The sequence below is a fragment of the Nonomuraea sp. NPDC050540 genome, from assembly GCF_044457485.1.
GTDB lineage: Bacteria > Actinomycetota > Actinomycetes > Streptosporangiales > Streptosporangiaceae > Nonomuraea.
The window spans coordinates 21,310-42,079 of record NZ_JBITHA010000009.1 but is presented as its reverse complement, the minus strand read 5'-3'; the positions used below and the strand labels follow the sequence as shown (position 1 = coordinate 42,079).

General features: G+C 71.8%; 18 protein-coding genes and 1 tRNA gene. 4 read left to right on the top strand and 15 right to left on the bottom strand.

The annotated features are described in order from the left end of the window. Nucleotides 1-6: 6 nt before the first annotated feature. A complete protein-coding gene (locus ACIBI5_RS29255) occupies nucleotides 7-1,203 on the top strand; it encodes a hypothetical protein (RefSeq protein WP_397251953.1) in 1,197 nt (398 codons plus the stop codon). Here the strand turns inward: ACIBI5_RS29255 and ACIBI5_RS29250 are convergent. Genes ACIBI5_RS29250 through ACIBI5_RS29210 form a run of 9 tightly spaced genes read right to left on the bottom strand, consistent with a single transcriptional unit; the run spans nucleotide 1,196 to nucleotide 9,635 of the window. Then, nucleotides 1,196-1,738 (bottom strand): TetR/AcrR family transcriptional regulator, encoded by a 543-nt coding sequence (locus tag ACIBI5_RS29250; RefSeq protein WP_397251952.1) that lies wholly within the window; start codon nucleotides 1,736-1,738, stop codon nucleotides 1,196-1,198. The genes ACIBI5_RS29255 and ACIBI5_RS29250 overlap by 8 nt on opposite strands. Nucleotides 1,739-1,743: 5 nt before the next feature. After that, nucleotides 1,744-2,361, bottom strand: a complete 618-nt coding sequence (locus ACIBI5_RS29245; RefSeq protein WP_397251951.1) for a LysE family translocator — start codon at nucleotides 2,359-2,361, stop codon at nucleotides 1,744-1,746. A gap of 55 nt (nucleotides 2,362-2,416) precedes the next feature. After that, nucleotides 2,417-3,214 carry a class I SAM-dependent methyltransferase gene (locus tag ACIBI5_RS29240; RefSeq protein ID WP_397251950.1) on the bottom strand — a complete coding sequence of 266 codons (798 nt, stop codon included), beginning with the start codon at nucleotides 3,212-3,214 and terminating at the stop codon, nucleotides 2,417-2,419. A gap of 21 nt (nucleotides 3,215-3,235) precedes the next feature. Continuing rightward, nucleotides 3,236-4,798 carry an amidohydrolase gene (locus tag ACIBI5_RS29235; protein WP_397251949.1) on the bottom strand — a complete coding sequence of 521 codons (1,563 nt, stop codon included), beginning with the start codon at nucleotides 4,796-4,798 and terminating at the stop codon, nucleotides 3,236-3,238. After that, nucleotides 4,795-5,481: an ABC transporter ATP-binding protein gene (locus ACIBI5_RS29230; protein ID WP_397251948.1), complete on the bottom strand. Its 687-nt coding sequence runs from the start codon at nucleotides 5,479-5,481 to the stop codon at nucleotides 4,795-4,797. Before ACIBI5_RS29230 ends, ACIBI5_RS29235 begins: the two co-directional genes overlap by 4 nt. Next, nucleotides 5,478-7,178, bottom strand: a complete 1,701-nt coding sequence (locus ACIBI5_RS29225; RefSeq protein ID WP_397251947.1) for an ATP-binding cassette domain-containing protein — start codon at nucleotides 7,176-7,178, stop codon at nucleotides 5,478-5,480. The genes ACIBI5_RS29230 and ACIBI5_RS29225 overlap by 4 nt, the downstream gene beginning before the upstream one ends. After that, nucleotides 7,165-8,022, bottom strand: coding sequence for a branched-chain amino acid ABC transporter permease (locus ACIBI5_RS29220; RefSeq protein ID WP_397251946.1), 858 nt, complete (start codon nucleotides 8,020-8,022; stop codon nucleotides 7,165-7,167). Before ACIBI5_RS29220 ends, ACIBI5_RS29225 begins: the two co-directional genes overlap by 14 nt. After that, nucleotides 8,022-9,209: an ABC transporter substrate-binding protein gene (locus ACIBI5_RS29215; RefSeq protein WP_397251945.1), complete on the bottom strand. Its 1,188-nt coding sequence runs from the start codon at nucleotides 9,207-9,209 to the stop codon at nucleotides 8,022-8,024. The genes ACIBI5_RS29220 and ACIBI5_RS29215 overlap by 1 nt, the downstream gene beginning before the upstream one ends. Nucleotides 9,210-9,239: 30 nt before the next feature. Beyond that, nucleotides 9,240-9,635, bottom strand: a complete 396-nt coding sequence (locus ACIBI5_RS29210) for a nuclear transport factor 2 family protein (protein WP_397251944.1) — start codon at nucleotides 9,633-9,635, stop codon at nucleotides 9,240-9,242. Nucleotides 9,636-9,708: 73 nt separating this feature from the next. Here ACIBI5_RS29210 and ACIBI5_RS29205 point away from each other — a divergent pair, with 73 nt between their 5' ends. Further along, on the top strand, nucleotides 9,709-11,142 hold the full coding sequence (locus tag ACIBI5_RS29205) for a GMC family oxidoreductase (protein WP_397251943.1): 1,434 nt from the start codon (nucleotides 9,709-9,711) through the stop codon (nucleotides 11,140-11,142). Here ACIBI5_RS29205 and ACIBI5_RS29200 read toward each other — a convergent pair. From ACIBI5_RS29200 to ACIBI5_RS29190, 3 genes are read right to left on the bottom strand one after another with little or no spacing between them, the layout of a single operon-like run. Next, nucleotides 11,131-13,356, bottom strand: a complete 2,226-nt coding sequence (locus ACIBI5_RS29200) for a xanthine dehydrogenase family protein molybdopterin-binding subunit (RefSeq protein WP_397251942.1) — start codon at nucleotides 13,354-13,356, stop codon at nucleotides 11,131-11,133. The two genes, ACIBI5_RS29205 and ACIBI5_RS29200, sit on opposite strands and share 12 nt — an antisense overlap. Nucleotides 13,357-13,393: 37 nt before the next feature. Further along, a complete protein-coding gene (locus tag ACIBI5_RS29195) occupies nucleotides 13,394-14,374 on the bottom strand; it encodes an FAD binding domain-containing protein (protein WP_397251941.1) in 981 nt (326 codons plus the stop codon). A gap of 52 nt (nucleotides 14,375-14,426) precedes the next feature. Next, nucleotides 14,427-14,921: a (2Fe-2S)-binding protein gene (locus tag ACIBI5_RS29190; protein ID WP_397251940.1), complete on the bottom strand. Its 495-nt coding sequence runs from the start codon at nucleotides 14,919-14,921 to the stop codon at nucleotides 14,427-14,429. 537 nt (nucleotides 14,922-15,458) lie between these two features. Between ACIBI5_RS29190 and ACIBI5_RS29185 the strand changes: the two genes are divergently transcribed. Beyond that, nucleotides 15,459-18,206, top strand: coding sequence for an AAA family ATPase (locus tag ACIBI5_RS29185; RefSeq protein WP_397251939.1), 2,748 nt, complete (start codon nucleotides 15,459-15,461; stop codon nucleotides 18,204-18,206). 8 nt (nucleotides 18,207-18,214) lie between these two features. Here the strand turns inward: ACIBI5_RS29185 and ACIBI5_RS29180 are convergent, their stop codons facing one another. Beyond that, nucleotides 18,215-18,601, bottom strand: a complete 387-nt coding sequence (locus ACIBI5_RS29180; RefSeq protein ID WP_397251938.1) for a response regulator transcription factor — start codon at nucleotides 18,599-18,601, stop codon at nucleotides 18,215-18,217. Nucleotides 18,602-18,718: 117 nt separating this feature from the next. On the opposite strand from ACIBI5_RS29180, the gene ACIBI5_RS29175 reads away from it, so the two are divergent. Continuing rightward, a tRNA-Arg gene (locus tag ACIBI5_RS29175) sits at nucleotides 18,719-18,790 on the top strand. Between the two features lie 130 nt (nucleotides 18,791-18,920). Here ACIBI5_RS29175 and ACIBI5_RS29170 read toward each other — a convergent pair. Both ACIBI5_RS29170 and ACIBI5_RS29165 read right to left on the bottom strand, forming a co-directional pair. Further along, entirely contained in the window at nucleotides 18,921-20,291 is a 1,371-nt protein-coding gene (locus ACIBI5_RS29170; protein ID WP_397251937.1) for a tyrosine-type recombinase/integrase, read from the bottom strand. Next, nucleotides 20,288-20,488, bottom strand: a complete 201-nt coding sequence (locus ACIBI5_RS29165) for a helix-turn-helix transcriptional regulator (RefSeq protein ID WP_397251936.1) — start codon at nucleotides 20,486-20,488, stop codon at nucleotides 20,288-20,290. The genes ACIBI5_RS29170 and ACIBI5_RS29165 overlap by 4 nt, the downstream gene beginning before the upstream one ends. Nucleotides 20,489-20,770: the final 282 nt, after the last annotated feature.

Sequence of the window (20,770 nt, the reverse complement as noted above, 5' to 3'; positions counted from 1 at the left end):
CAACCCGTGGACAGTTCGGTATACGTCTTCGTCGAGGACCTCCGGGGTGAGGGCGTCGACAAGGTGCTCGACCGTGTCGCCGGATACGGCACGGCCGGCATCACCGTGGGCGCCGTGCACCACGGCTCCCGCGACGTCACCCCGCACGGGCTGTCCAGGCTGACCCTGCGCCACGACGGCGCCCACTTCGTCCCGCCGCACGACCTGTTCTCCGGGCTGCGCCTCACGCCGGTCCCCGGCTACACCGACGCGCTCGACGGCGTCCGCGAGGCCTGCTCGAAGCGGGGCCTGAAGCTCCACGGCTGGACGGTGTTCCTGCGCAACCTCACGCTCGGCACCCGCCATCCCGACGTGACCGTGCGCGACTGCTTCGGCGACCGCGGCTCGCTCACCGACCTGTGCCCCGCCCACCCCGACGTGCGCGAGTACGCCGTGGCGCTGGCCAGGTCGGTGGCGAGGCTCGGCGTCGACAGCGTGGTGGCCGAGTCGCTGCACTTCAGGCCGCTGCGCCCCGAGCGCTCTTTCGTCCCGCTCGGCCCCATGGACAACTACCTGTTCGGCCTGTGCTTCTGCGACTACTGCATGCGCCGCGCCACCGACCTGGGCGTCAACGCCGAGGTGGCGCGCGACGAGTGCGCCAGGATCGTCGGCGGCGTCTTCGACGGTGACCCCGCCGCCCAGGGCGAGGTGACCAGGGCCGCGCTGACCGCCTACGCCGGTCCCGACGTCGTGGCCTACGCCCGCGCCCGCTCGGAGACCGTGACCACGCTGGTGTCCGAGGTGGCGTCCGCGGTGGCGGAGGAGGGTTCCAAGCTGGTGTTCATCGACTACACAGGCTCGGTCAAGGGCTACCGCGACGGCCTGCCCTCGCCCGGTCTGGCCGCCCATGACGCCTGGCAGCTCGGCGTCGACCTGGTCGCCCTGGGTGACCTGGTGCCCGCCTTCGGCGTGCTCGCCTACGCCCGCGACGCCGCCCGGGTGGCCGACGACGTCGGCGCCTATCTCCGCTCGGTCGGCAAGGACCGGGAGGTACGGGCGGTGCTGCGCCCCGGCTACCCCGACAGCGACTCCACCGACCGGCTCGTGGCCAAGGCGCTCGGGGCCAAGGCGGCGGGCGCGGCGGCGGTCGACTTCTACGCCTATGGGCTGGTGCCGCACCCGGTGCTCGATCGCATCCCGGCGGCGCTGAACGAGGCTAGCTGACCCCGTCGAGCACGGCCGCGACCGCCTCGGCGGCGAAGTCCGCGCCCAGCGGCAGGCCCCTGAACACCGCCCTGACCCACATCGCCCCTGCCAGCAGGTCCATGACGAGCATCGGGTCGGCCGTCTCGGGGAGTTCGCCGCGCCGTACCGCGCGCTCGAAGACCACGCGCTCGCGGGCGAGGCGGTCGGCGAAGAAGCGCCGCGCGTCGATCTCGGGATGGTGTACGGCGGCGCCGAGCGCGGCCACCGCCACATCCTTCCCGGGCGGCTCGGTGAGCAGCGCACCCAACGCCTCCACCAGCGCCACCAGGTCGCCGCGCAGCGATCCGGTGTCGGGCACGTCGAAGTCGAGCATGTCCGCCTCGACCAGCGCCGCCGCCAGCAGGGCGGCCTTCGAGGGCCACCAGCGGTAGATCGTCGTCTTGTTGACGCCCGACGCCTCGGCCACGCCCTCGACGGTCAGCCCGTCGTAGCCCTTGCCGGCCAGTAGCCGCAGCGTCGCCGCGAAGATCTCCCGCTGCTTCCTCGGTGCCATGCGGGCTATTTTCTCCCGGTGAGCGCGGTGACCACGCCGAGTCCCAGGTAGACCACGCCGGAGAAGTAGCGCAGCGCCCGCGCCTTGGCGGCCAGCCGGTGGCCCAGGGCGCCGGCGGTGAACGCGTAGATCATGTCCGAGAGCAGGCCGAGCACCATCAGGACGGCGCCGAGCACCACGATCTGGAGCGCGGGGGAGCCGGCCGCCGGGTCCACGAACTGCGGCAGGAGCGCCAGGAAGAACAGGGTGACCTTGGGGTTGAGGATGTTGATGACCACGCCTTCGAGGAACACCTTGCGCAACGGCTGCGGCGCCGGCGCCTGTGCGTGCTGCTCGTCCTTGCTGGTGAGCGCGCGGATGCCCAGGTAGACGAGGTAGGCGACGCCGGCCCACTTGACGATCGAGAACAACGCGGCCGACTGGGTGATCACGTAGGAGAGACCCGCGGCGGCGGCGAGTATGTGCACCAGCGTGCCGGCCTCCACCCCGAACGCGCTGGCCAGCGCGGCCGAGCGCCCCTGGGCCAGGCCTCGGGCGGCGATGTAGAGGTGATTCGGCCCCGGGATGACGACCAGGGCCAGCGCGGTGACGGCGAACAGGGCCAGGGTGGGAAGGGCGATCATGCCTCTGACGGTAGAGGAGGCTTGGTCCACGAACGGAGTCCAATGCGGTGGTGCTTCAGTGGGCCAATACCTCGCCGCGTACCGCCCAGGCGCGGGTCCGCAGGGTGATCGAGCCGTCCGCCGCCACCGGCATCCGCTCCCGGATCCGCTCCCGCAGCGCCGCCCGGCGCGCCCGCGGCAGCGCGGCCGCGTACGCAGGGGCCGGCCCCTGACCGGCGAGGAAGGGCCGCCAGTAGTCGTCGAAGTCCCGGAACACCGCGTCCATGTCGATCGGCGCGACCTCTACCCAGGTCAGCCCGGCACCGTCCCACAGCGCCCGCAACGGCTCAGGACGGCACAGCGGGAACCTGGCGCCCTCGTCCAGTGCTCCGGCGTCGGGATCGAGCTCCACGGCCGCCGACCAGAAGGCCCTGATCACGTCCATCCGCCGGGCGTAGTCCCAGACGTAGGCCGCGACCGTGCCGCCCGGGGCGGTCACCCGGGCCAGCTCGGCGACGGCCGCCGCCGGATCGGGCACGAAGTTCAGCACCAGCCCGCTCACCGCCGCGCCGAACCGCCCGTCCCCGAACGGCAGAGCCCGCGCGTCCGCGACGGCGAACCCGGCCCGCGCGTCGGCGACCAGGTTCCGGGCATGCCGGACGAACCCGGCCGACGGATCGGCTCCGGCGATGCGGTCCGGCCCGGCGGCGGCCAGCACCGCGGCGGTCAGCGCCCCCGTCCCGCAGCCGGCGTCCAGCCAGCGCCGCCCGGCCGGGACGCCCAGCCACGCCACGAACGCCGCCGCCACCGGCCGGCTCCACCGGCCCATGTAGCCCTCGTAGGCATCCCCGACCGCCCAGATGTCCGCACCCATGCTCGAACGGTATCCACGCGCTCAGCCCGGATGCACGATCCTGCCGCCGAAGACCGTGAGATCGACCGGCGCGTCGACGATCTCGTCCGGCGCGGTGGCCGCGCTCACGCAGAGGTCGGCGACCTTGCCGGCGCTGACCGTGCCCTTCCAGCCCTCCGCGTGGTCCTGCCAGGCGGCGCCGCGCGTGTAGGTGCCCAGCGCCTCCTCCAGCGTCAGCCCCTGGCCCTGCCTGGCGACCAGCGCGGCCACGCCGGCCCGCCAGTCGGGGCCGGTCACCGGCGCGTCGGAGCTGCACGCCGTGTTCACCCCGGCCGCGAGCGCCGAGCGCGCGGGCCACTCCCGCTCCGCCCAGTCCGCGCCGAACAGGGCGTGGGTGGTGTCCGACTCCATGGCCTGGAGCACCGGCTGCAGGTTGATGCCGTAGCCGAGCCCGGCGAGCGTGGCCAGCGCCGCCTCGCTCGCGAACTGCCCGTGGATCAGATAGTGCCGCGCCCCGCCCGGCAGCGCCGCCAGCGCCGCCGTCACCGCGTCGACGCCCCGGCTGCCCACCACGTGCACGCCCAGCTGGTGACCGGCGGCGTGCACCAGGCGCATGATCTCCTCCAGCTCGGCCACCCGCTCGGCGTCACTGTCCCCGCGCGTGCACAGCGCGCCGTGCCCGCCCGACGGGTACGGCTCCCGCATCCACGCCGTCTCCGAAGGCGGGATCCCGTCGGCGAACACCTTGACCCCCAGCAGCCGCAGCACCCGGGGATCGACCCCGTCCAGCCGGGGCGGATCGGCCAGCCACGCCCGGGTGTCGGCCACCGACGCGCCCGACATCGGGCTCGGCAGCCCCAGCACGCTCACCCGCGCGGTCAGCTCGCCCGAGCGCGCCAGCGCGATGTAGGCGTCCAGCGCGGCGCCGCTCATGCCGCCCGCGAACGCCTCCTCGCCGCCGGGCCCGAGTCCGGGTTCGGTGAAGCCGGTGATGCCGAGCCGGTTGAGCTCGGCGACCACGTCGCGCACCACCGCGGCCAGCCCGCCCTCAGGATGCGGCACCGCCCGCATGACCAGGCTCTGCTCGCCGTGGTGCAGCACTCCTCCGGACGACTCGACCCCGGCCAGGCGTAACGCCGCGCTGTTGGCCCAGACGGCGTGGCCGGAGAAGTCCTGCAGCACCACAGGATTCTCGGGCGCCGCGGTGTCCAGGTCGGCCGCGCTCATCGTCCCGCCTGCCGCCACCTCGGCCAGCCGTCCGGGATGCCAGCCGATGCCCCTGATCCAGGCGCCCGGCTTGGCGTGCCGTACCGCGTGGGCGACCTCTGCCTGGACGGCGGCGACGGAGCCGAGCGCGACGTCCAGGCAGAACGGCGGCCGGTGCAGCCCGTACCCGACGGCGTGCAGGTGGGAATCGTTGATGCCGGGCAGCAGCAGCCGGCCGCGCAGGTCGATCACCTCGGTGCGGGGTCCTGCCCACCGCGCGGCCCGCTCGCCGACGTGGACGATCTCGCCGCCGCGCACCGCCACCGAACTCGCGTACGGCAGCGCCGGATCCATGGTCAGGACCCGCCCGTCGACCAGCACCAGATCCGCGCTCGTCATGCCCGGTCCTCTCCCAGGTAGGCGCGCCGCAGCGCGGAGTCGTCCTCGCGCAGCGGCCCGGGGTCGCCGCTGTAGGTCAGGGCGCCGCGCGACAGCACGTACGCGGTGTCGGCCAGCGCCAGCGCGGCGTGCGCGAACTGCTCCACCAGCAGCACCGCGCACCCGGCGTCGGCCAGCGCGCGGATGACCGGCAGCAGCCGGCGCACCACCGCCGGGGCCAGGCCCATGGACATCTCGTCCAGCAGCAGCGCGGCCGGTTCGCGCAGGATCGCGCGGGCCAGCACGAGCATCTGCTGCTCGCCGCCGGACAGCAGCCCGGCCCGCACCTGCAGGCGGGGAGCGAGCTCGGGGAAGAGCGTCAGCGCCCGGTCCGGGTCGCCGGCCAGCAGGAGGTTCTCGCGGGTGGTGAGCGTGGCGAAGACGGCGCGGCTCTGCTCGACGTGGGCCAGGCCGAGCCGGGCCCTGCGGGTGCGGGGCCGTCCGGTCAGGTCGTGTCCGCCGAGCGTGATCCGGCCGGAACGGCTGGGCAGGATGCCGGAGACCGCCTCCAGCAAGGTGGTCTTGCCCGCGCCGTTCGGCCCGAGCAGCACGCTCACCTGCCCGCGCCCGGCGTGCAGCGTGACCTCGCGCACGACCGGCTGCCCGCCGCGCGCCACGGTCAGCCCTTGGAGGGAGAGCGTCACGCCGTCACCTCCTCGCCCAGGTACGCGCGGAGCACCCGCGGGTCGGCGAAGACCTCGGCGGGCGGGCCCTCGGCGATGACGCGGCCGAAGTCCATCACGCTGACCCGCGCGCAGACCGCCCGGACCAGGTCGAGGTCGTGCTCGATCAGCAGGACGGCGCAGCCGAACCGCTCCGGCGCCGCGCGCAGCCACCGGCCGAGCCGCTCGGTCTCGGCGTGACCGAGTCCGGCGGCCGGTTCGTCCAGCACGGCCAGTTCGGGCCGGGCCAGCAGCGCCCCGGCCACCTCCAGCAGGCGTCTGGTGCCCACGTCCAGGTCGGCGATCGTCCGCCCGGGATCCACCGCGACCAGGTCGCCGAGCGCCTCGGCCAGGTCGCGGGCGGTCAGGGGGCGGCGGGCGGCGAAGCGCAGGTACTCCCCGGCGGTCAGGCCGGTGGGCACCCGGTCCTGCTGGAACGTCCTGCGCAGGCCCGCCCGCGCCCGCAGGTGGGCGGGCCGGCCGTTCAGGTCGTGCCCGGCGAGCTCCACCGCGCCCGTGCAGGTGGTGAAGCCGGTGACGGCGTCGACCAGCGAGGACTTGCCCGCGCCGTTCGGCCCGACCAGCCCGTGCACGCTACCCGCCCGCACCTCCAGGGAGACGGCCTGGACGGCGGCCACCTGCCCGTAGCGCACGCTCAGCCCGGTGATCCGCAACGCCGTACCGGTGGCGGCATGAGGAACGGCCTTCTCCACGAGCGGAACGGGCGCCACCGCCCGGTGCCCATTGCGCCGCCGTAAGAGCGCGCGCAGCGCGTCGCTGATGCCCGCGCCCTGGGTGAAGGCCTGGATGGCGCCGACCGCGAAGACCACGTTCGCCCACTGCTGCGGGATGCCGAACCGCCTCAGCAGCTCCGCGACCAGCACGCCGAGCGCGCCGCCGATGAGCGCGCCCTCCGCGTGGTGCGCCCCCGCCATGACCGCCACCGCGTACGCCGTCAGCGACTGACCGGGGTCGAAGTTGCGCGCGAGCAGCATGCCGAGCTGCCCCGCCAGCAGCGCCCCGGACAGCCCCGCGATGAACGAGCTGACCGCGAAGGCGCTCAGCTTGGCCCCCGGCACGCTCGTACCGGCGGCCGCGGTGGCCCGCTCCGACTCGCGCAACGCCCACCACGTGGCGCCGAACCTGGTCCGCCGCACCACCGCCAGCCCCACCGCGACCAGGGCGAAGACCCCGACGCAGAACAGGAAGTACTGCCGCTCGGAACTCAGCCCCGCCGGCCGGCCCACGCTCAGCCCCAGGTCCACGCCGGGAAAGGAGGCGGCGGCCAGCACGATGTCCACGGTCGCCGCGAAGCCGAGCGTGACGATCGCCAGGTGCACCCCGCGCAGGCGCAGCGCGGGCAGCCCGATGAGCAGCCCGAACGGCACCGCCGCCAGGCCCGCCAGCGGCAGCCACACGTACAGCCCGCCCGGCACGCCCCACAGGCTGAGCTGCGCGGTGCTCCAGGCGCCGATCGCCGCGAAGGCCGCCTGGCACAGCGAGACCATCCCGGCCTGTCCGGCGATCACCCCGAGGCTCTGCAGGAGCACGCCGGAGATGACCGCGGACATGGCCAGGAAGACCCAGTAGGCGGGCAGGGCGGCGGCCAGGCCGTACGCGAGGACGGCCAGGGCGAGCACCGCCAGTCCCCAGCGGACGGCTCGGTCAGCGCGCGGCATCCCACACCTCCCCGCGCCGGCTCCACAGCAGCAGAAGCAGGATGGCCGCGAACGGCACCGCGTCGCGGTACTCGCGCACCGCCGCTGAACCGGCCAGCAGACCCTCCAGCAGGCCCAGCGCCAGCCCGCCCAGCAGCGCCCCCGGCAGCCGCGTCAGCCCGCCCGCCAGCGCCGCGGCGCACGCGGGCACGATGAGCATGCTGAGCGAGAGGATGTCGCTGGAGCGCACCGGCGCGACCAGGAGCAGCACGAGCGCGGCCAGCGCGCCGGCGGCCCCCCAGAGCGCGACCGCCGGTACACGGGTGCCGATGCCGAGGAGCTCGGTGGTGACCGGCCGCTCGGCCATGGCGCGCAGCCGCAGCCCGAGCGAGGTACGCACCAGCAGCAGGTGGGTGCCGCCGCCGATGAGCACCGCCAGCGAGATCAGCGCGGGAGTGCCCCAGGTGATCACCACCCCGGCCAGCGTGGCCACCGGGGCGCCGGCCGGGTTCTGCAGCACCCGCGGGGTGTCGCCGAACAGGATGTAGGCCAGCGCGATGATCCCGATGAGCTGCGCGATGGAGACCGCCGTGCGCAGCTGGGCGCCGCTGCCGGCGAACCACCGCACCATGACCGCGCCGCACCCCGCCGACGTCAGCGCGCCCGCCGCCACCCCGGCGACCGCGGCCATCCCGTACGGCAGGCCCGTCTCGGCCAGCGCGGCCATCACGTAGACCCCGGCCATGCCGGTGGCCGCGACGGCCAGGTTGACCGTGGCGGTCAGCCGGTACATGGCGGTGAGCAGCAGGCCGAGGGCGGCGTAGGTGCCGCCCGCGGCCAGCCCGGAGACGAGACCTTGGAGCATCAGCCGAGCGTCCCCGGATAACGCACCCATTCGGGCGTCACGACCCGCCAGGTCCCGCCGCGCAGCTGGACGATCTTCCCGGCCCGGTTGGACCGGTGCTTGGCCGCCGCGCCGAACTCGTACGCCGTGCCCACCAGCGGATTCTGGATGGGCTTGAGCGCCTTGAACGCCTGGCCGACCGACTCGCGGGTGATCGCGCCCTTGATGCCCTTGAGCGTGTCGACGACATAGGTGGCGGCCAGATACCCGCCCTGGCCGAACGAGGTCAGCGGGACCTTCTTGGCCGCCATCAGCTCGCGCCAGTCCTTCAGCACCGCCGAGCCGGCGTCGGTGAAGGGCTCGAACTCCGCGTTGGCGTAGGTGCCCTCGCCGTCGGGGCCGAGCGCCTTGCCGACGGCCTCGGTGTAGGGGGCGGTGGTGAGCAGCCAGTCGATGCCGGTGACGTTCTGCTGTTTGACCACCTTCATCCAGGCGATCGCCATCGGCTCGGTGCCGTTGTAGAGGACCGCCTGGCAGCCGGCCGAGCGGGCGCGCAGGACGAACGGGGTCGGGTCGGAGTCGGGCTTCACCGTGCGGTCGTCGAGCGTGAGCTTCTTGCCGGTGAGCTTCGACCAGCTCTGTACGGCGCCGCCATAGGCGTCGTTGGTGTTGCCGAGGATCGCCAGGAACATGCAGACCTTGTCCCGCTTGAGCACCTCGGAGGCGTAGTACATGTTGATCGCCATGTTGAGGTACGGCCCCGTGTTGACCGGCGAGATGGCCGGCGACTCGAAGCAGGTCGGGTCGACGCCGGTGCCCTGGACCGCGACGATCGCGGACTGGACGTAGAAGGGCGCGTTGACCGCGCAGTCCAGCAGGCTGGCCGAGCCGGCCAGCAGCACCACGCCCTGGTTGGTGACCAGGTCGCGGGCGGCCTGCGCGGCGGCCGCCGGGTCGCCCTTGTCGTCGGCGACCAGATACTCGATCTTCTGGCCGTTGATGCCGCCCTGCTCGTTGACCCGGTCGAAGACCGCCTTCGCGGCGGCGGAGGAGTCGGGGAAGGTGACGGGACCGCTGAGCGAGCTGACCGCGCCCACCCGGATGACGCCCGTGCCCGGCCCGTCGCGGCCGGTGGTGGGGGTGTCGGCGAGCCCGCAGCCCGCCACGGCGGCCAGCAGTAAGACGGACAGCGTCCTGGAAGCGATCATGGCGATGGGACCTCTCGTGCGTGAAGTGCCCTACGCGCTCAGGGCCTCGGCCACCAGCGCGGTGTCGGTGAACTGCTCGAAGCTGACGGCCACCCCGTCCCGCAGCTTCCAGACGTGGGTGAAGCGGACCCGCATCGCCTTGCCGGTGGCCCGGTAGACGCCGCTGTAGAAGCCGATCGCCACGATGGTGTCGCCGCCGTCCACGTACTCCTCGGGGTCGGCCCGGTAGTCCGCCCATTCGGCGCCCAGGCGGGAGAAGACGCCCTTCAGCACCTCCTCACGGCCCACGTACGTGCCCGCGTACGGGAATCCGGCCATCTCGGTCCAGCGGGCGTCCGGCGCGAGGAGGGCCAGGATGCCTTCGATGTCGCCGCGGGCCGAGGCGGCGTAGGACTCACGGACGGCGTCCAGGTTCTTGCCGGTCATGGCAATCCTTCCTCCATGAAGTCGTCTATGAAATCATATAGCTTTCCTCATCGTCCGAAAAGGAGCTGTCCCGATGGAGAGCGCTGACGTGGTGGTCGTCGGAGCCGGGTCGGCCGGGGCGGCGCTCGCCGGGCGGCTGGCCGAGGTCGAAGGGCTGTCCGTGCTGCTGCTGGAGGCGGGCGGTCCCGACGGCAATCCCGACATCCACGACCCGGGCGGGGTCTTCCGGCTGTGGGGCGGCGCGGAGGACTACGACTACCTCACCACGCCGCAGGCCGGGCTCAGCGGGCGGCGGCTGCGCTGGCCGCGCGGGCGGGTGCTGGGCGGCTCCTCCTCGCTCAACGGCATGATCTTCGTACGCGGCAACCCGGCCGACTACGACTGGGGACCGGGATGGACCTGGCCGGAGGTGCTGCCGGTCTTCAAGCGGCTGGAGGACTTCGACCGGGGCGCCTCCGAGCATCACGGCGTGGGCGGGCCGGTCCGGGTGATGTCCGACTACCGTCCGCATCCGGTCAACGCTGCCGTGGTCGAGGCGGCTGTGGGGCTCGGCCTGCCGTACAACGAGGACTGCAACGGCGCGGCGCAGGACGGGGCGGGCTTCTGCCAGCTCACCGTCAAGGACGGGCGGCGGCACAGCACGGCGGCGGCCTATCTGCGCGGCGGCCGGGTGCGGATCAGAACGGGAGCGGCCGTGACCAGGCTGCTGTTCGAGGGGTCGCGGTGCGTCGGGGTCGAGGTCGGGCCGGGCGAGCGCGTGTACGCCGGGCAGGTCGTGCTGAGCGCGGGCGCCCTGGAGTCGCCCCGGCTGCTCATGCTCAGCGGAATCGGACCGGCCGACGAGCTACGCCGGCTCGGCGTGCCGGTGCGGGCGGACCTGCCGGTCGGCGCGAACCTGCACGACCACGCGCTGGTCCCGGTGATCGTGGCGGCCCGCGGGCCGGTGCCGCCGCCGGTGGCCGGGCTGCCCGTGATGCACAGCCAGCTGTTCTGGCGCAGCCGCGGCGGCCTGCCCGCGCCGGACGTGCAGCCGCTCTTCTTCCACGTGCCGTTGTACGACGAGACGATGAGCGGGCCGCCGGACGCGTTCACGCTGATGGCCGGGATCATCCGGCCGGAGAGCCGGGGCACGCTCCGCCTCACCTCCGCGGACCCGGGGGCGCCGCTGCTGGCCGACCCCGCCTACCTGCGCGAGGAGGCCGACCGGCGGTGCATGCGGGCGGCGGTGGAACTGTGCAGGGAGATCGGGGCCGAGCTGGGCCGTGAGCTCTACCCCCGCGATGACGATCTTTCCGCCTACATCGAGCGCACGCTCGTCACCTACCACCACCAGGCGGGCACCTGCCGGATGGGCGCGGTCGTGGACCACCGCCTACGCGTGCTCGGCGTCGACGGACTGCGCGTCGCCGACGCCTCGGTGATGCCCGCGGTCACCTCGGGAAACACCAACGCTCCCGCGATCATGATCGGGGAGCGTTGCGCGGACCTCGTGCTGTCAGAGCAGTGACTCGATGGTGATCGGGAACGAACGCACCCGCCTGCCCGTGGCGTTGTGAACCGCGTTGCCGATCGCGCCCGCCATCCCCACCATGCCGATCTCCCCGATGCCCTTGACCCCCAGCGGGTTGACGAACGGATCGTCCACCTCCACCGTCTCCACCATCACCTCGGGCACGTCGGCGTTGACCGGCACCAGGTAGTCGCCCAGGCTCGGGTTGGCCCAGCGGCCGTAGCGCGGGTCCATGTGCGTGGCCTCAAGCAACGCCTGGGACAGACCCCAGATCATGCCGCCCATGAGCTGGCTGCGCGCCGTCTTCTGGTTCAGCACGCGGCCGGGCGCGAACACCCCGGCCATCCTGCGCACCCGCACCACCCCCAGATCGGCGTCCACGGCCACCTCGGCGAACTGGGCGCCGAAGTTCAGCAGCGCGTGCTCCTCGTCGACGCGATGCTGGTAGGTGCCCAGGTACTCGGTCTCCGGGACGAAGTTGCGGCTGAGCATCTCGCCGTAACTCTCCGACCCCGAAGGCCCGGTCATGACGCCGTCCACGACCTCGACCAGCTCCGGGTCCGCGCCGTGCAGCGGCGAGCCCTCGTCCTGGACCGCCTGGGCGATGAGCTGCTCCCGCAGGCCCGTCGCGGCCAGATGCACGGCGTTGCCGCCCGCCGTGGACCCGGTCGAGCCGACCGAGGCCGCCAGGAACGGCAGGGACGTGTCGCCGTACTCCACCCTGACCATCTCCAGCGGCAGCCCGAGCCCCTCGGCGGCGATCTGGGTGAGCACCGTGGCCGCGCCGGTGCCGATGTCGGACGCGGCGGTCTGGATGACGGCGGTGCCGTCCGCGTAAAGCCGGGCCCGCGCCCGCTGCGGATTCATCAGCGGATAGACGGGATAGATCGCCGTGGCCATTCCCATGCCGATCAGCCAGTCGCCCTCGCGCCGCGTACCGGGACGCGGGTCCCGATCGGCCCACCCGATCAGCTCGGCGCCCCGCTCATAGCACTCCTTGAGCCCCTTGCTCGACCACGGCCGCCCGCTCACCGGATCGACGTCGGCGTGGTTGCGCAGCCGCAGCTCGATCGGATCCAGCCCGGCCCGCTCCGCCAGCTCGTCCATCGCGCATTCCAGTACGGCCAGCCCCGCCGTCTCACCCGGTCCGCGCATGAACGTGGGCGTCATCGTGTTGCCCTTGATGAGGTGGTAGACGGCCGCGAAGTTGTCGCAGGCGTAGAGCTCGCCGGAACCGCTCAGCGCGGGCTCGGCCCAGTCGTCGTAGGCCGAGGTGATCGACACCTTCTCATGGCGGATCGCGGTCAGCCGCCCGTCGGCGGCGGCGCCGAGCGTGATCGTCTGCTCGTTGTCCTCCCGCAGCCCGCACCCTGTGAACATTTGCTCTCTCGTCAGCGCCAGCTTGATCGGCCTGCGCATGATCTGGGCGGTCATGGCGGCCAGCGTCGGATGCGCCCAGATCATGGCCTTGGCCCCGAAACTGCCGCCGACGAACCGGGTGATCACCCGGATCCGCGAGGCCGGGATGCCCAGCAGGTTCGCGACCGTCATCTGGGTGGCGGTCGGACCATGGGTCGCGTCCCACAGCGTGAGCTGCCCGTCGTCCCAGGAGGCCACCGAGGCCGACATCTCCAGCGGGTTCTGGTGGTTGGCCGTGAACGTGAACGTGGCCTCCACCGTCAGTTCGGCCGCCGCCAGTCCTGCGTCCACGTCGCCCCGGCCCATCTGACCCGGTGCCAGGCCGGCCAGGATCCGCTCGGGCACGTAGGCCTGGTCGCGGCCCTCGTCGATCACGGTGATCGACTCCGCACGCTCGTAGCTCACGTCCAGCAGTTTGGCGCCCCGGGTGGCGGCGTCCAGCGTCTCGCCCACGACGATGGCCACAGGCTGGCCCGCGTAGTGGATGACCGGGTCCTGCATCGGGAAGAAGCTCTGGCCGTGGGCGACGGTGCCGGCCAGCGAGAGCGTGAGGACCGGCTGCGCGGCCACCTTCGGAAGATCCTCATACGTGAGTACGGCCAGCACGCCCGGCTCGGCCATGGCCCTGGACTTGTCGATGCCGGTGACGCGTCCGGCGGGAATCCCGGAACCGGCGATGACCGCGTGGCGCATGCCCGGCAGCGAGATTTCGGCGGTGTACTTGGCGGCGCCGGTCACCTTGGCACGGCCGTCCACCCGGGTGACGGGCTGCCCGATGAGCGTGGTGGTCATGCCGCCGTCACCCTTTCCAGTGCTTGAGCGGTCCTGTTCATGCCGCCGTCACCCTTTCCAGGACCCGCACGATCGTGCGTTTGGCCAGTTCGATCTTGAAGGCGTTCTGCGGGTGGCCCACGGCAGGGGCCAGTTCGGCCGCGGCCGCCGCCTCGAAGGCGTCGCCGATGGCAGGACCGCCGGTCAGCAGCTGTTCCGCCGCCCTGGCCCGCCACGGGCGGGTGGCCACGCCGCCGAGCGCCAGCCGTACCTCGCGGATGACCCCGTCGGTGACCGTGGCCGCCACGGCCGCCGAGGCCAGTGCGAACTCGTACGACTCGCGGTCACGCACCTTCCAGTACAACGACGTACGCGCCACCGGGGCGGCGGGCACCTCGATCGCGGTGATCAGCTCGCCGTGCTCGATCGGGTGCTCGTGTTCCGGGGCGTCTCCGGGTTGCAGGAAGAAGTCCTCCAGCGGCATCGACCGCTCGCCGTACCGGCTCTGCAGGTGGATCACCGCGTCCAGCGCCACCAACGGCACCGCGACGTCGGACGGATGCGTCGCGAAACAATGCTCGCTGGTCCCGAGCACGGCATGCCCCCGATGAAACCCACCCTCGGCCGCGCAGCCGGACCCCGGCTCCCGCTTGTTGCACGGCATGCCGGCCTCGCGAAAGTAGCCGCAGCGGACCCGCTGCATCATGTTGCCGCCCATCGAGGCCATGTTCCGCAACTGCGCCGACGCGCCCAGTTCCAACGCCTGCGCGATCATCGGGAACCGTTCCCGCACGCCGGGGGCCGCGGCGACGTCACTCATCCTGGCCAGCGCCCCCAGTCGCAGGCCGCCGCCCGGCAGGTCCTCGATGGTGTCGAGCGGCAGATCATTGATGTCGACCAGCCGCCGCTCCCGGGCCACACCGATGCGCAGCATGTCCACCTCGGTGGTCCCGCCGGCCAGAAACCTGCTCCCCGGATCGGCCCCTTCGGCCAGCGCGGAGGCTACGTCGCCGACTCTGGCGTAACTGATGGCGTGCACTGGTTACCTGCCTTGATGTGTGGGCGTGTGCGCTTGGGTGGTGTGCGCCGGTCTATTGGTGCCCGCCATCACGCACCTCCCGGATCGCCTGGCGGATGTGCGGGTAGGCGGCGCAACGGCACAGGTTGCCGCTCATCCACTCCGCGATCTCGGCGTCGTCGCCGGCGTGGCCCTCCTCCAGCAGCTTGACCGCCGACATGATCTGCCCCGGCGTGCAGTAGCCGCACTGCAGCGCGTCACAGGCCAGAAAGGCGTCCTGCATCGGGTGCTCGACCAGACCCTCGATCGTGGTGACTTCCCTGCCCTCGCACGCGACCGCCAACGTCAGACAGGAGACCACTCGACGGCCGTCCACCCAGACGGTGCACGCGCCGCAGGCGCCCTGGTTGCAGCCCTTCTTGGTGCCGGTGAGATCGAAGCTCTCGCGCAGGGTGTCCAGCAGACTGGCCCGCGGCTCCACCTCGGCCACCAGGGTGGCGCCGTTGACGGACAGGGACAGCTTCGCGGGTTCGGGGCCGCGCTCAGTCTTCTCCAGCGGACCATCCATCGGGGCTCCTCAGCGTTCTCCTGGCCCTTCCTCCAGCAGTGTCCAAGTCGTCGGGTTTTCCACGAGCAAAGCGCGCCCCACTCTGCGGGTATATGTCACCAAATCCCCACCCCACCCCTCCTCGCCGGCCGCTTCCCCCTCCCTTCCTGTACCTCCGCCCGCCCCTCCGGGCCGCCCTTCGGCCTCGTCCCTCCGCCTGGGCCCGCCCCCCTGCCAGCGGCTTTCGGACCCCGCCTCCGGCCCATCCGCCTCCGAGCCCGTCCGCTCCCCGCCTTCCGTCTCGGCCTTCCGTCTCGGCCATCCGTTCTGGGGCTTGGTCGTAGGCGTCCTGGGGTCCACCCCTCCGGCCCCGGTCTGCCTTGCTGGTCGGGGGTAAAGAGGGGACCACTTAGGGGGTGGACACAGGCCGTGACGGTGACCAGCCCCGTCCGACGTGAGAAGCGATCCCCCCGATCGGCGCCGGCGCACGGCGGCGGGTGGCGGGGGTGGGGCTGTGCCGTAAAGAATCATGATTCTGTTACCTATAGAGTTGCCGAGGTGAACAGTCTTCTTATCGGACGCTCAGCTGAGCTGAGGAGACTCGTTCGCGTGCTCGAAACCGCCGGCGACGGCACCGCCGGCGTGGCGCTCGTCGGGGGCGACGCGGGCATCGGCAAGACCCGCCTGACCTGCGAGCTCGTCGCCCAGGCCCGCGAGCGCGGCTTCAACGTCATGATCGGCCAGTGCGCCGAACTGGGCGATGCCCTCCCATACCTCCCGCTCGCCGACGCCCTGCGCGGCGCCGGCCCCACGCTGCGCGCCGCCATCGCCGAGCGCCCCGTCCTGGAGCAGCTGCTGCCGGGCAGCGAGACCGCGCCGTCGTCGGGCCTCACCCAGCAGAGGCTGTTCGGCTCGCTGCTGGGCCTGCTGGCCGCGGTGCAACCGGTCCTGTTCGTGATCGAGGACCTGCATTGGGCCGATCGTTCGACCCGCGACCTGCTGGTGTTCCTGAGCCGCATGCTCCAGAGCGAGCGCGTCTGCCTCGTCGGCACCTACCGCACCGACGACCTGCACCGCCGCCACCCCCTGCGCTCCGTCCTGGCCGAGCTCAAGCGCCTGCCCTCGGTGACCGCGGTGGACGTGGGCCCCATGCCCTCAGCCGAAATCTCCGACTATGTCGCCACCTTCGGTGACATAGACAGTCGCGAACTCGGCGAGATCGTCAGCCGCGCCGACGGCAACCCCTTCTACGCCGAAGAGCTCTACGCCGCCCTCTCCGAAGGCGAGACCCTCCCCGACGGCCTGGCCAGCCTGCTGATGTCGCGCGTCGAGGTCCTCTCCGAGCCCGGCCAGCGCGTCCTGCGCGCCGCCGCCGTCGCCGGCCGCCGCGTCGAGGACGTGCTCCTGCGCGAGGTCTCCGGCCTGCCACTCGCCGACTTCGAGGAGGCCGTGCGCGAGATCGTCTCGCGCGGACTGCTCAGAGTCGACGGGTACGGCTACGCCTTCCGCCACGCCCTCCTCCAGGAGGCCGTCTACACCGACCTCCTGCCAGGCGAGCGCACCAGGCTTCACGCCACGTTCGCCACCTTGCTCACCGCGCCCGCCGAACTGGCCCACCACCACCTGGCGGGCCACGACCTGTCCGGTGCCCTGACCGCCTCCGCCGAAGCCGGCCGCCAGGCCGAACGCCTCGGCGCGCCCGCGGAAGCCCACCGCCACTACGACCAGGCGCTCAGCCTCTGGGACCGCGTTCCCGACGCCGAGTCCCTGGCCGGCGAGGGCCGCGCCGACCTGGCCCTGCGCAGCGCCATCATGGCCGCCGACAGCGGCGACAACCACCGCGCCGTCACCCAGCTCCGTGCCCTCCCGCAGACCTCGCAGGTCAACGAACGCCTGGCCTACTACCTGGCCGAACTGGGCCAGGACGACGCCGCGGTCCAAGCCGGCGAGACCGCCGTGGAAACCGCGCGAACCCCCGCGGAACTCGCCCGCGCCCTGGCCACCAGCGCCCGCGCCCTGGCCTGGACCGACCGCCACGCCGAAGTCGCCCCCCGCGCCCGCCGAGCCCTGGAAGTCGCCCGCTCCGCAGGCGTCCCCGACGCGGAGAAGGGCGCCCTGATCAGCCTCGCCCTGCTGTCGGAGCTGGACGGCGACTTCTCCACCGCCGCCGCCCGCTACGAACAGGCCACCTCCCGCACCTCCGGCATCCTCGCCATGGACCTGCGTGCCGAGTTCGCCCGCGCCCGCCTGCTGTACGAGCAGGGCGACCTCGTCGAGGCCGCCTCCGCCACCGACAGCGGCATCCGGCTGGCGGAGGAGAACGGGCTGAACTGGAGTACGTACGGCACCGACCTGCGCTTCCTTCGCTTCCTCATCCATTACGTGGCCGGCGAATGGGACGACGCCGAACGTGTGGCCGGAACCTTCGGCGCCCGCGTCGGAACGGTCCCCGAGGCGATCCTGTCGTCGTTCGCCCTGTTCGTGGAGGTGGGCCGCGGACTACCCGCCGTCGGCCCCCGCATCGACTGGCTGCGCCCCTTCTGGTCCAACGACCTCGTCACCTACATGGCGCGCGGCCTCGCCGCCGAGGACGCCCTGTGGAAGGGCGACCCGACCGCCGCGTGGGAACACGTACGGGCCTGCCTGTCCCAGCTCATCCCCGCCGACCCGGCCAACCTGCGGATCTGCGCCACCGGATTGTGGGCGTTGGCGGAGCTGGGCCGTACCGACGAAGCCGACGACCTGCGCGAACGCGCCCGCACCGCCGTCGCGGGCCCGGACGGCAAACGCGGACCCATGGGCCTGGAGGGCCGCGCGTGGGCGCTGCGCGTAGAAGCCGAATGGGTACGCGTGCAGGGCCGCCACGACGTGGCCCTGTGGGAAAGGGTCGTGGAAGCGTTCGACTACGGCTTCGTGTACGAGACGGCCCGAGTCCGCTGGCGCCTGGCCGAAGCCCAGCTCTCCACCGGCGACCGTGAATCCGCGCAGGCCACCTGGCTGCTCGCCCGGGACGCCGCCGACAACCTGAAGGCGGTCCCGCTGGCATCGGCACTGGAGGAGTTCGCCCGCCGGGCCCGCTTCACCACCGCCTCGACCGACGGCTCCCTGACCGCCCGCGAACTCGAAGTCCTCCGCCTGGTCGCCGACGGCCTCACCAACCGCGAGATAGCAGAACGCCTCTACATCGCCCAGAAGACGGTGAGCGTCCACGTCTCCAACATCCTGGGCAAACTAGACGCCTCCACCCGCACCCAGGCCGCCGCCACCGCCCGCTCCCGCGGCCTGCTCTCCGACCAACCCGCCTAACCCGATCTTCAGCTACGAGCCCGAGCAGCCAGATCGCGAACCACCTGAATGAGCTCAGCCGGATCGAACGGCTTGGTCAGATAGGCGTCCACCCCGATCCCCAGCCCCCGGCGCCGATCATCATCCTGCGCCCGAGCCGTGATCAGAACCACCTTGATATGGCTCGTAGCCTCATCACTCCGCAACCGATGCGCCGTAACCCACCCGTCCAGGCACGGCATCATCACATCCAGGGTGACCACGTCGGGCATGACATCAAGCACACGATCCAGACAGTCCGCACCATCGGTGGCCGTCTCCACCTCGAACCCCTCCAGGGTCAGGTTGACCGCGATGAGCTGCCTGATGACCTCGTCATCATCGACAACCAGAACTCTGCCCAGTACCTCGCCCACGGCCACGAAGCTAACCCGTGACGGGGTGGTCACGTGCGGTTTTCGATGGATGTGTGCCCGGAGCTTTATCGTGTGCGGAGTGGTGGCGGGATGCTGATAGCCTTAGGGCTCGTTGGAGCCCCCTTAGCTCAGGGGATAGAGCACCGGCCTCCGGAGCCGGGTGCGTAGGTTCGAATCCTACAGGGGGCACCCATTACCAGCCAGGCCAGACATCGTCTGACCTGGCTTTTTGCTTGATCGGCCGGGATATCGGTCATGCCATGTTGCGACAGCCGTAGACGCCAAATGACGACCGCCACGGGCAGCCCACGGGCAGAGATCATCCGAGGTCGTCACGGGCTTGGTTCATGCGGTCGATCCAGAGGTCGTCGTAGTCGGCCATGCATCGGTGGTAGATCCTCTGCAGCACTTCGACGCTGTGGCCGGCCCACTCTGCGACTTGGGCGGCCGGCACGCCGGCGGTCAGCCGCCAGGTGACGCCGGCGTGGCGCAGGTCGTACGGCCTTGCCATGAGGGGGGATGCGACTTGCTCGGGGGTGAGCGCGAGGGGCCTCAGTTTGGCCCACAGCCTGGAGTAGGTGGACTTGGGGACGGGCTTACCGCTTTCGGACCGGAAGAGGCGGCCGTCGTAGGCGACGCCGTACCGTTCGATGTGCCGGCGGAGAAGGGCAACCAACTCGGGCGGGATCGGAACGGCCCGGACGGCTTTCCTGGGGCGGTTCTTGAGCCCGCGGTCGTCGTGCAGCCGGCCGTTGTCGGTGTAGTCCTTGCCCACCTCGGGTGTGGTGGCGTCCAGCATGAGCTTTCCCCATCCGATCTGCGGGAGTGTGCAGTTCACATCGCGCAGACGTATGGCCTCCGCGGGCCGCATCATCGCGAAGTACAGGCAGCCGAAGAACGCGACGAACCGGCCCCCCTGGCGCCGGCCGACGTAACTGCAGGCGATGAGCGCCTGGCGGACCTGGCGCGGATTGCCGACAACCCGCGGGTCGACGGCGAGGTCCATTTTGGGCTGCGCCCAGTCCTGTTTCACCGCGGGGGAGTCGAGCGGGTTATCCCGCAGGCGCTCGCGGGCAACCGCGAAACGCAGGCTGTTGTAGAACACGCGACGCATCCTGCGGTGGTACTCGGGCGCCGCTTGGCCGCCGTCGAGTTTGGTGCTGCAGGCCGTCAATGCCCTGTCCAGGGTGCGGCGGGCGGTCAACTCGGTGATCGCTATCGAGTTACGGCGGAGCCATGCCAAGGCAGTCTGCAGCTCTTCGGGCGCCTGCTCCTCGTCCCGGGAGGGGATGAACGCCCACCTCAGGGCCGCACGCAAAATCGGGACGGCCGGTGCGCCGCGCTTGTCGAGAACGAGCACGGGCGACACTGCGAGCATCGTTTCGATGATGGAGCGTCGGGAGTTGGGTGACGCCTTGCGCCACTTCATCTCCACGTAGTCGACCGCGTGGACGAGCCACGTAACGGCCTGCTTTTCCCGGTGCATGGAGTCGGGTAAGCCGCTTTCGGTGTCGAACGCTTCCCCGGCGCGTGCGGCGGTGACGAGCTGGGAGCGGAAGGAGTCGGCCAGGCCGGTCGTGGTGAATGCCTCGTTGAACTCGAAGCTCTCCACCACCCAGCGGACAATGTGGGGGCGGCGACGGCCTTTCCTGGTCTGGATGTTCCAGAAGCGGACCTGGTAGCTCTTCATGCAGCCGCCTGGGCGTCAAGCCAGGCGTCCAGCCAGTCACGGCGGACGCGGATCGGGCCGTTTCTCGCGAGTCGGACGGCCTTGGGGCCAGTTCCTTGCTCCCGCCAGCGGTCCCACGAGCGCCGGGAGATCCGCAGCTCGGTGCATACTTCACCGACTGTGAGCCACTCGTATTTCGTTGAACGGGTTGCGGGCATGGCGAAGTGCTCCTTCGGGAGGGCGGGCTGGATGTCGGGAGACGCTGACTCGCCGGGGCCGTTTCGGGCGGGAACTATCGCGTCGCTCTTGCCGGAGTGCGGGGGCGATTGTGTGCGCTCCTACATGCGGAGGCTGAAACATCTCCGCATCTCCACAACTCCGCATGATCATGTCTGACCTGGGGAAATGCTTGCGGAGATAGAAATCCTGGAGTGACTCCATCTCCGCAAACGGCCTCCATCTCCGCAGAATCGGCGGAGATGCGGAGATAGCGATTTTGG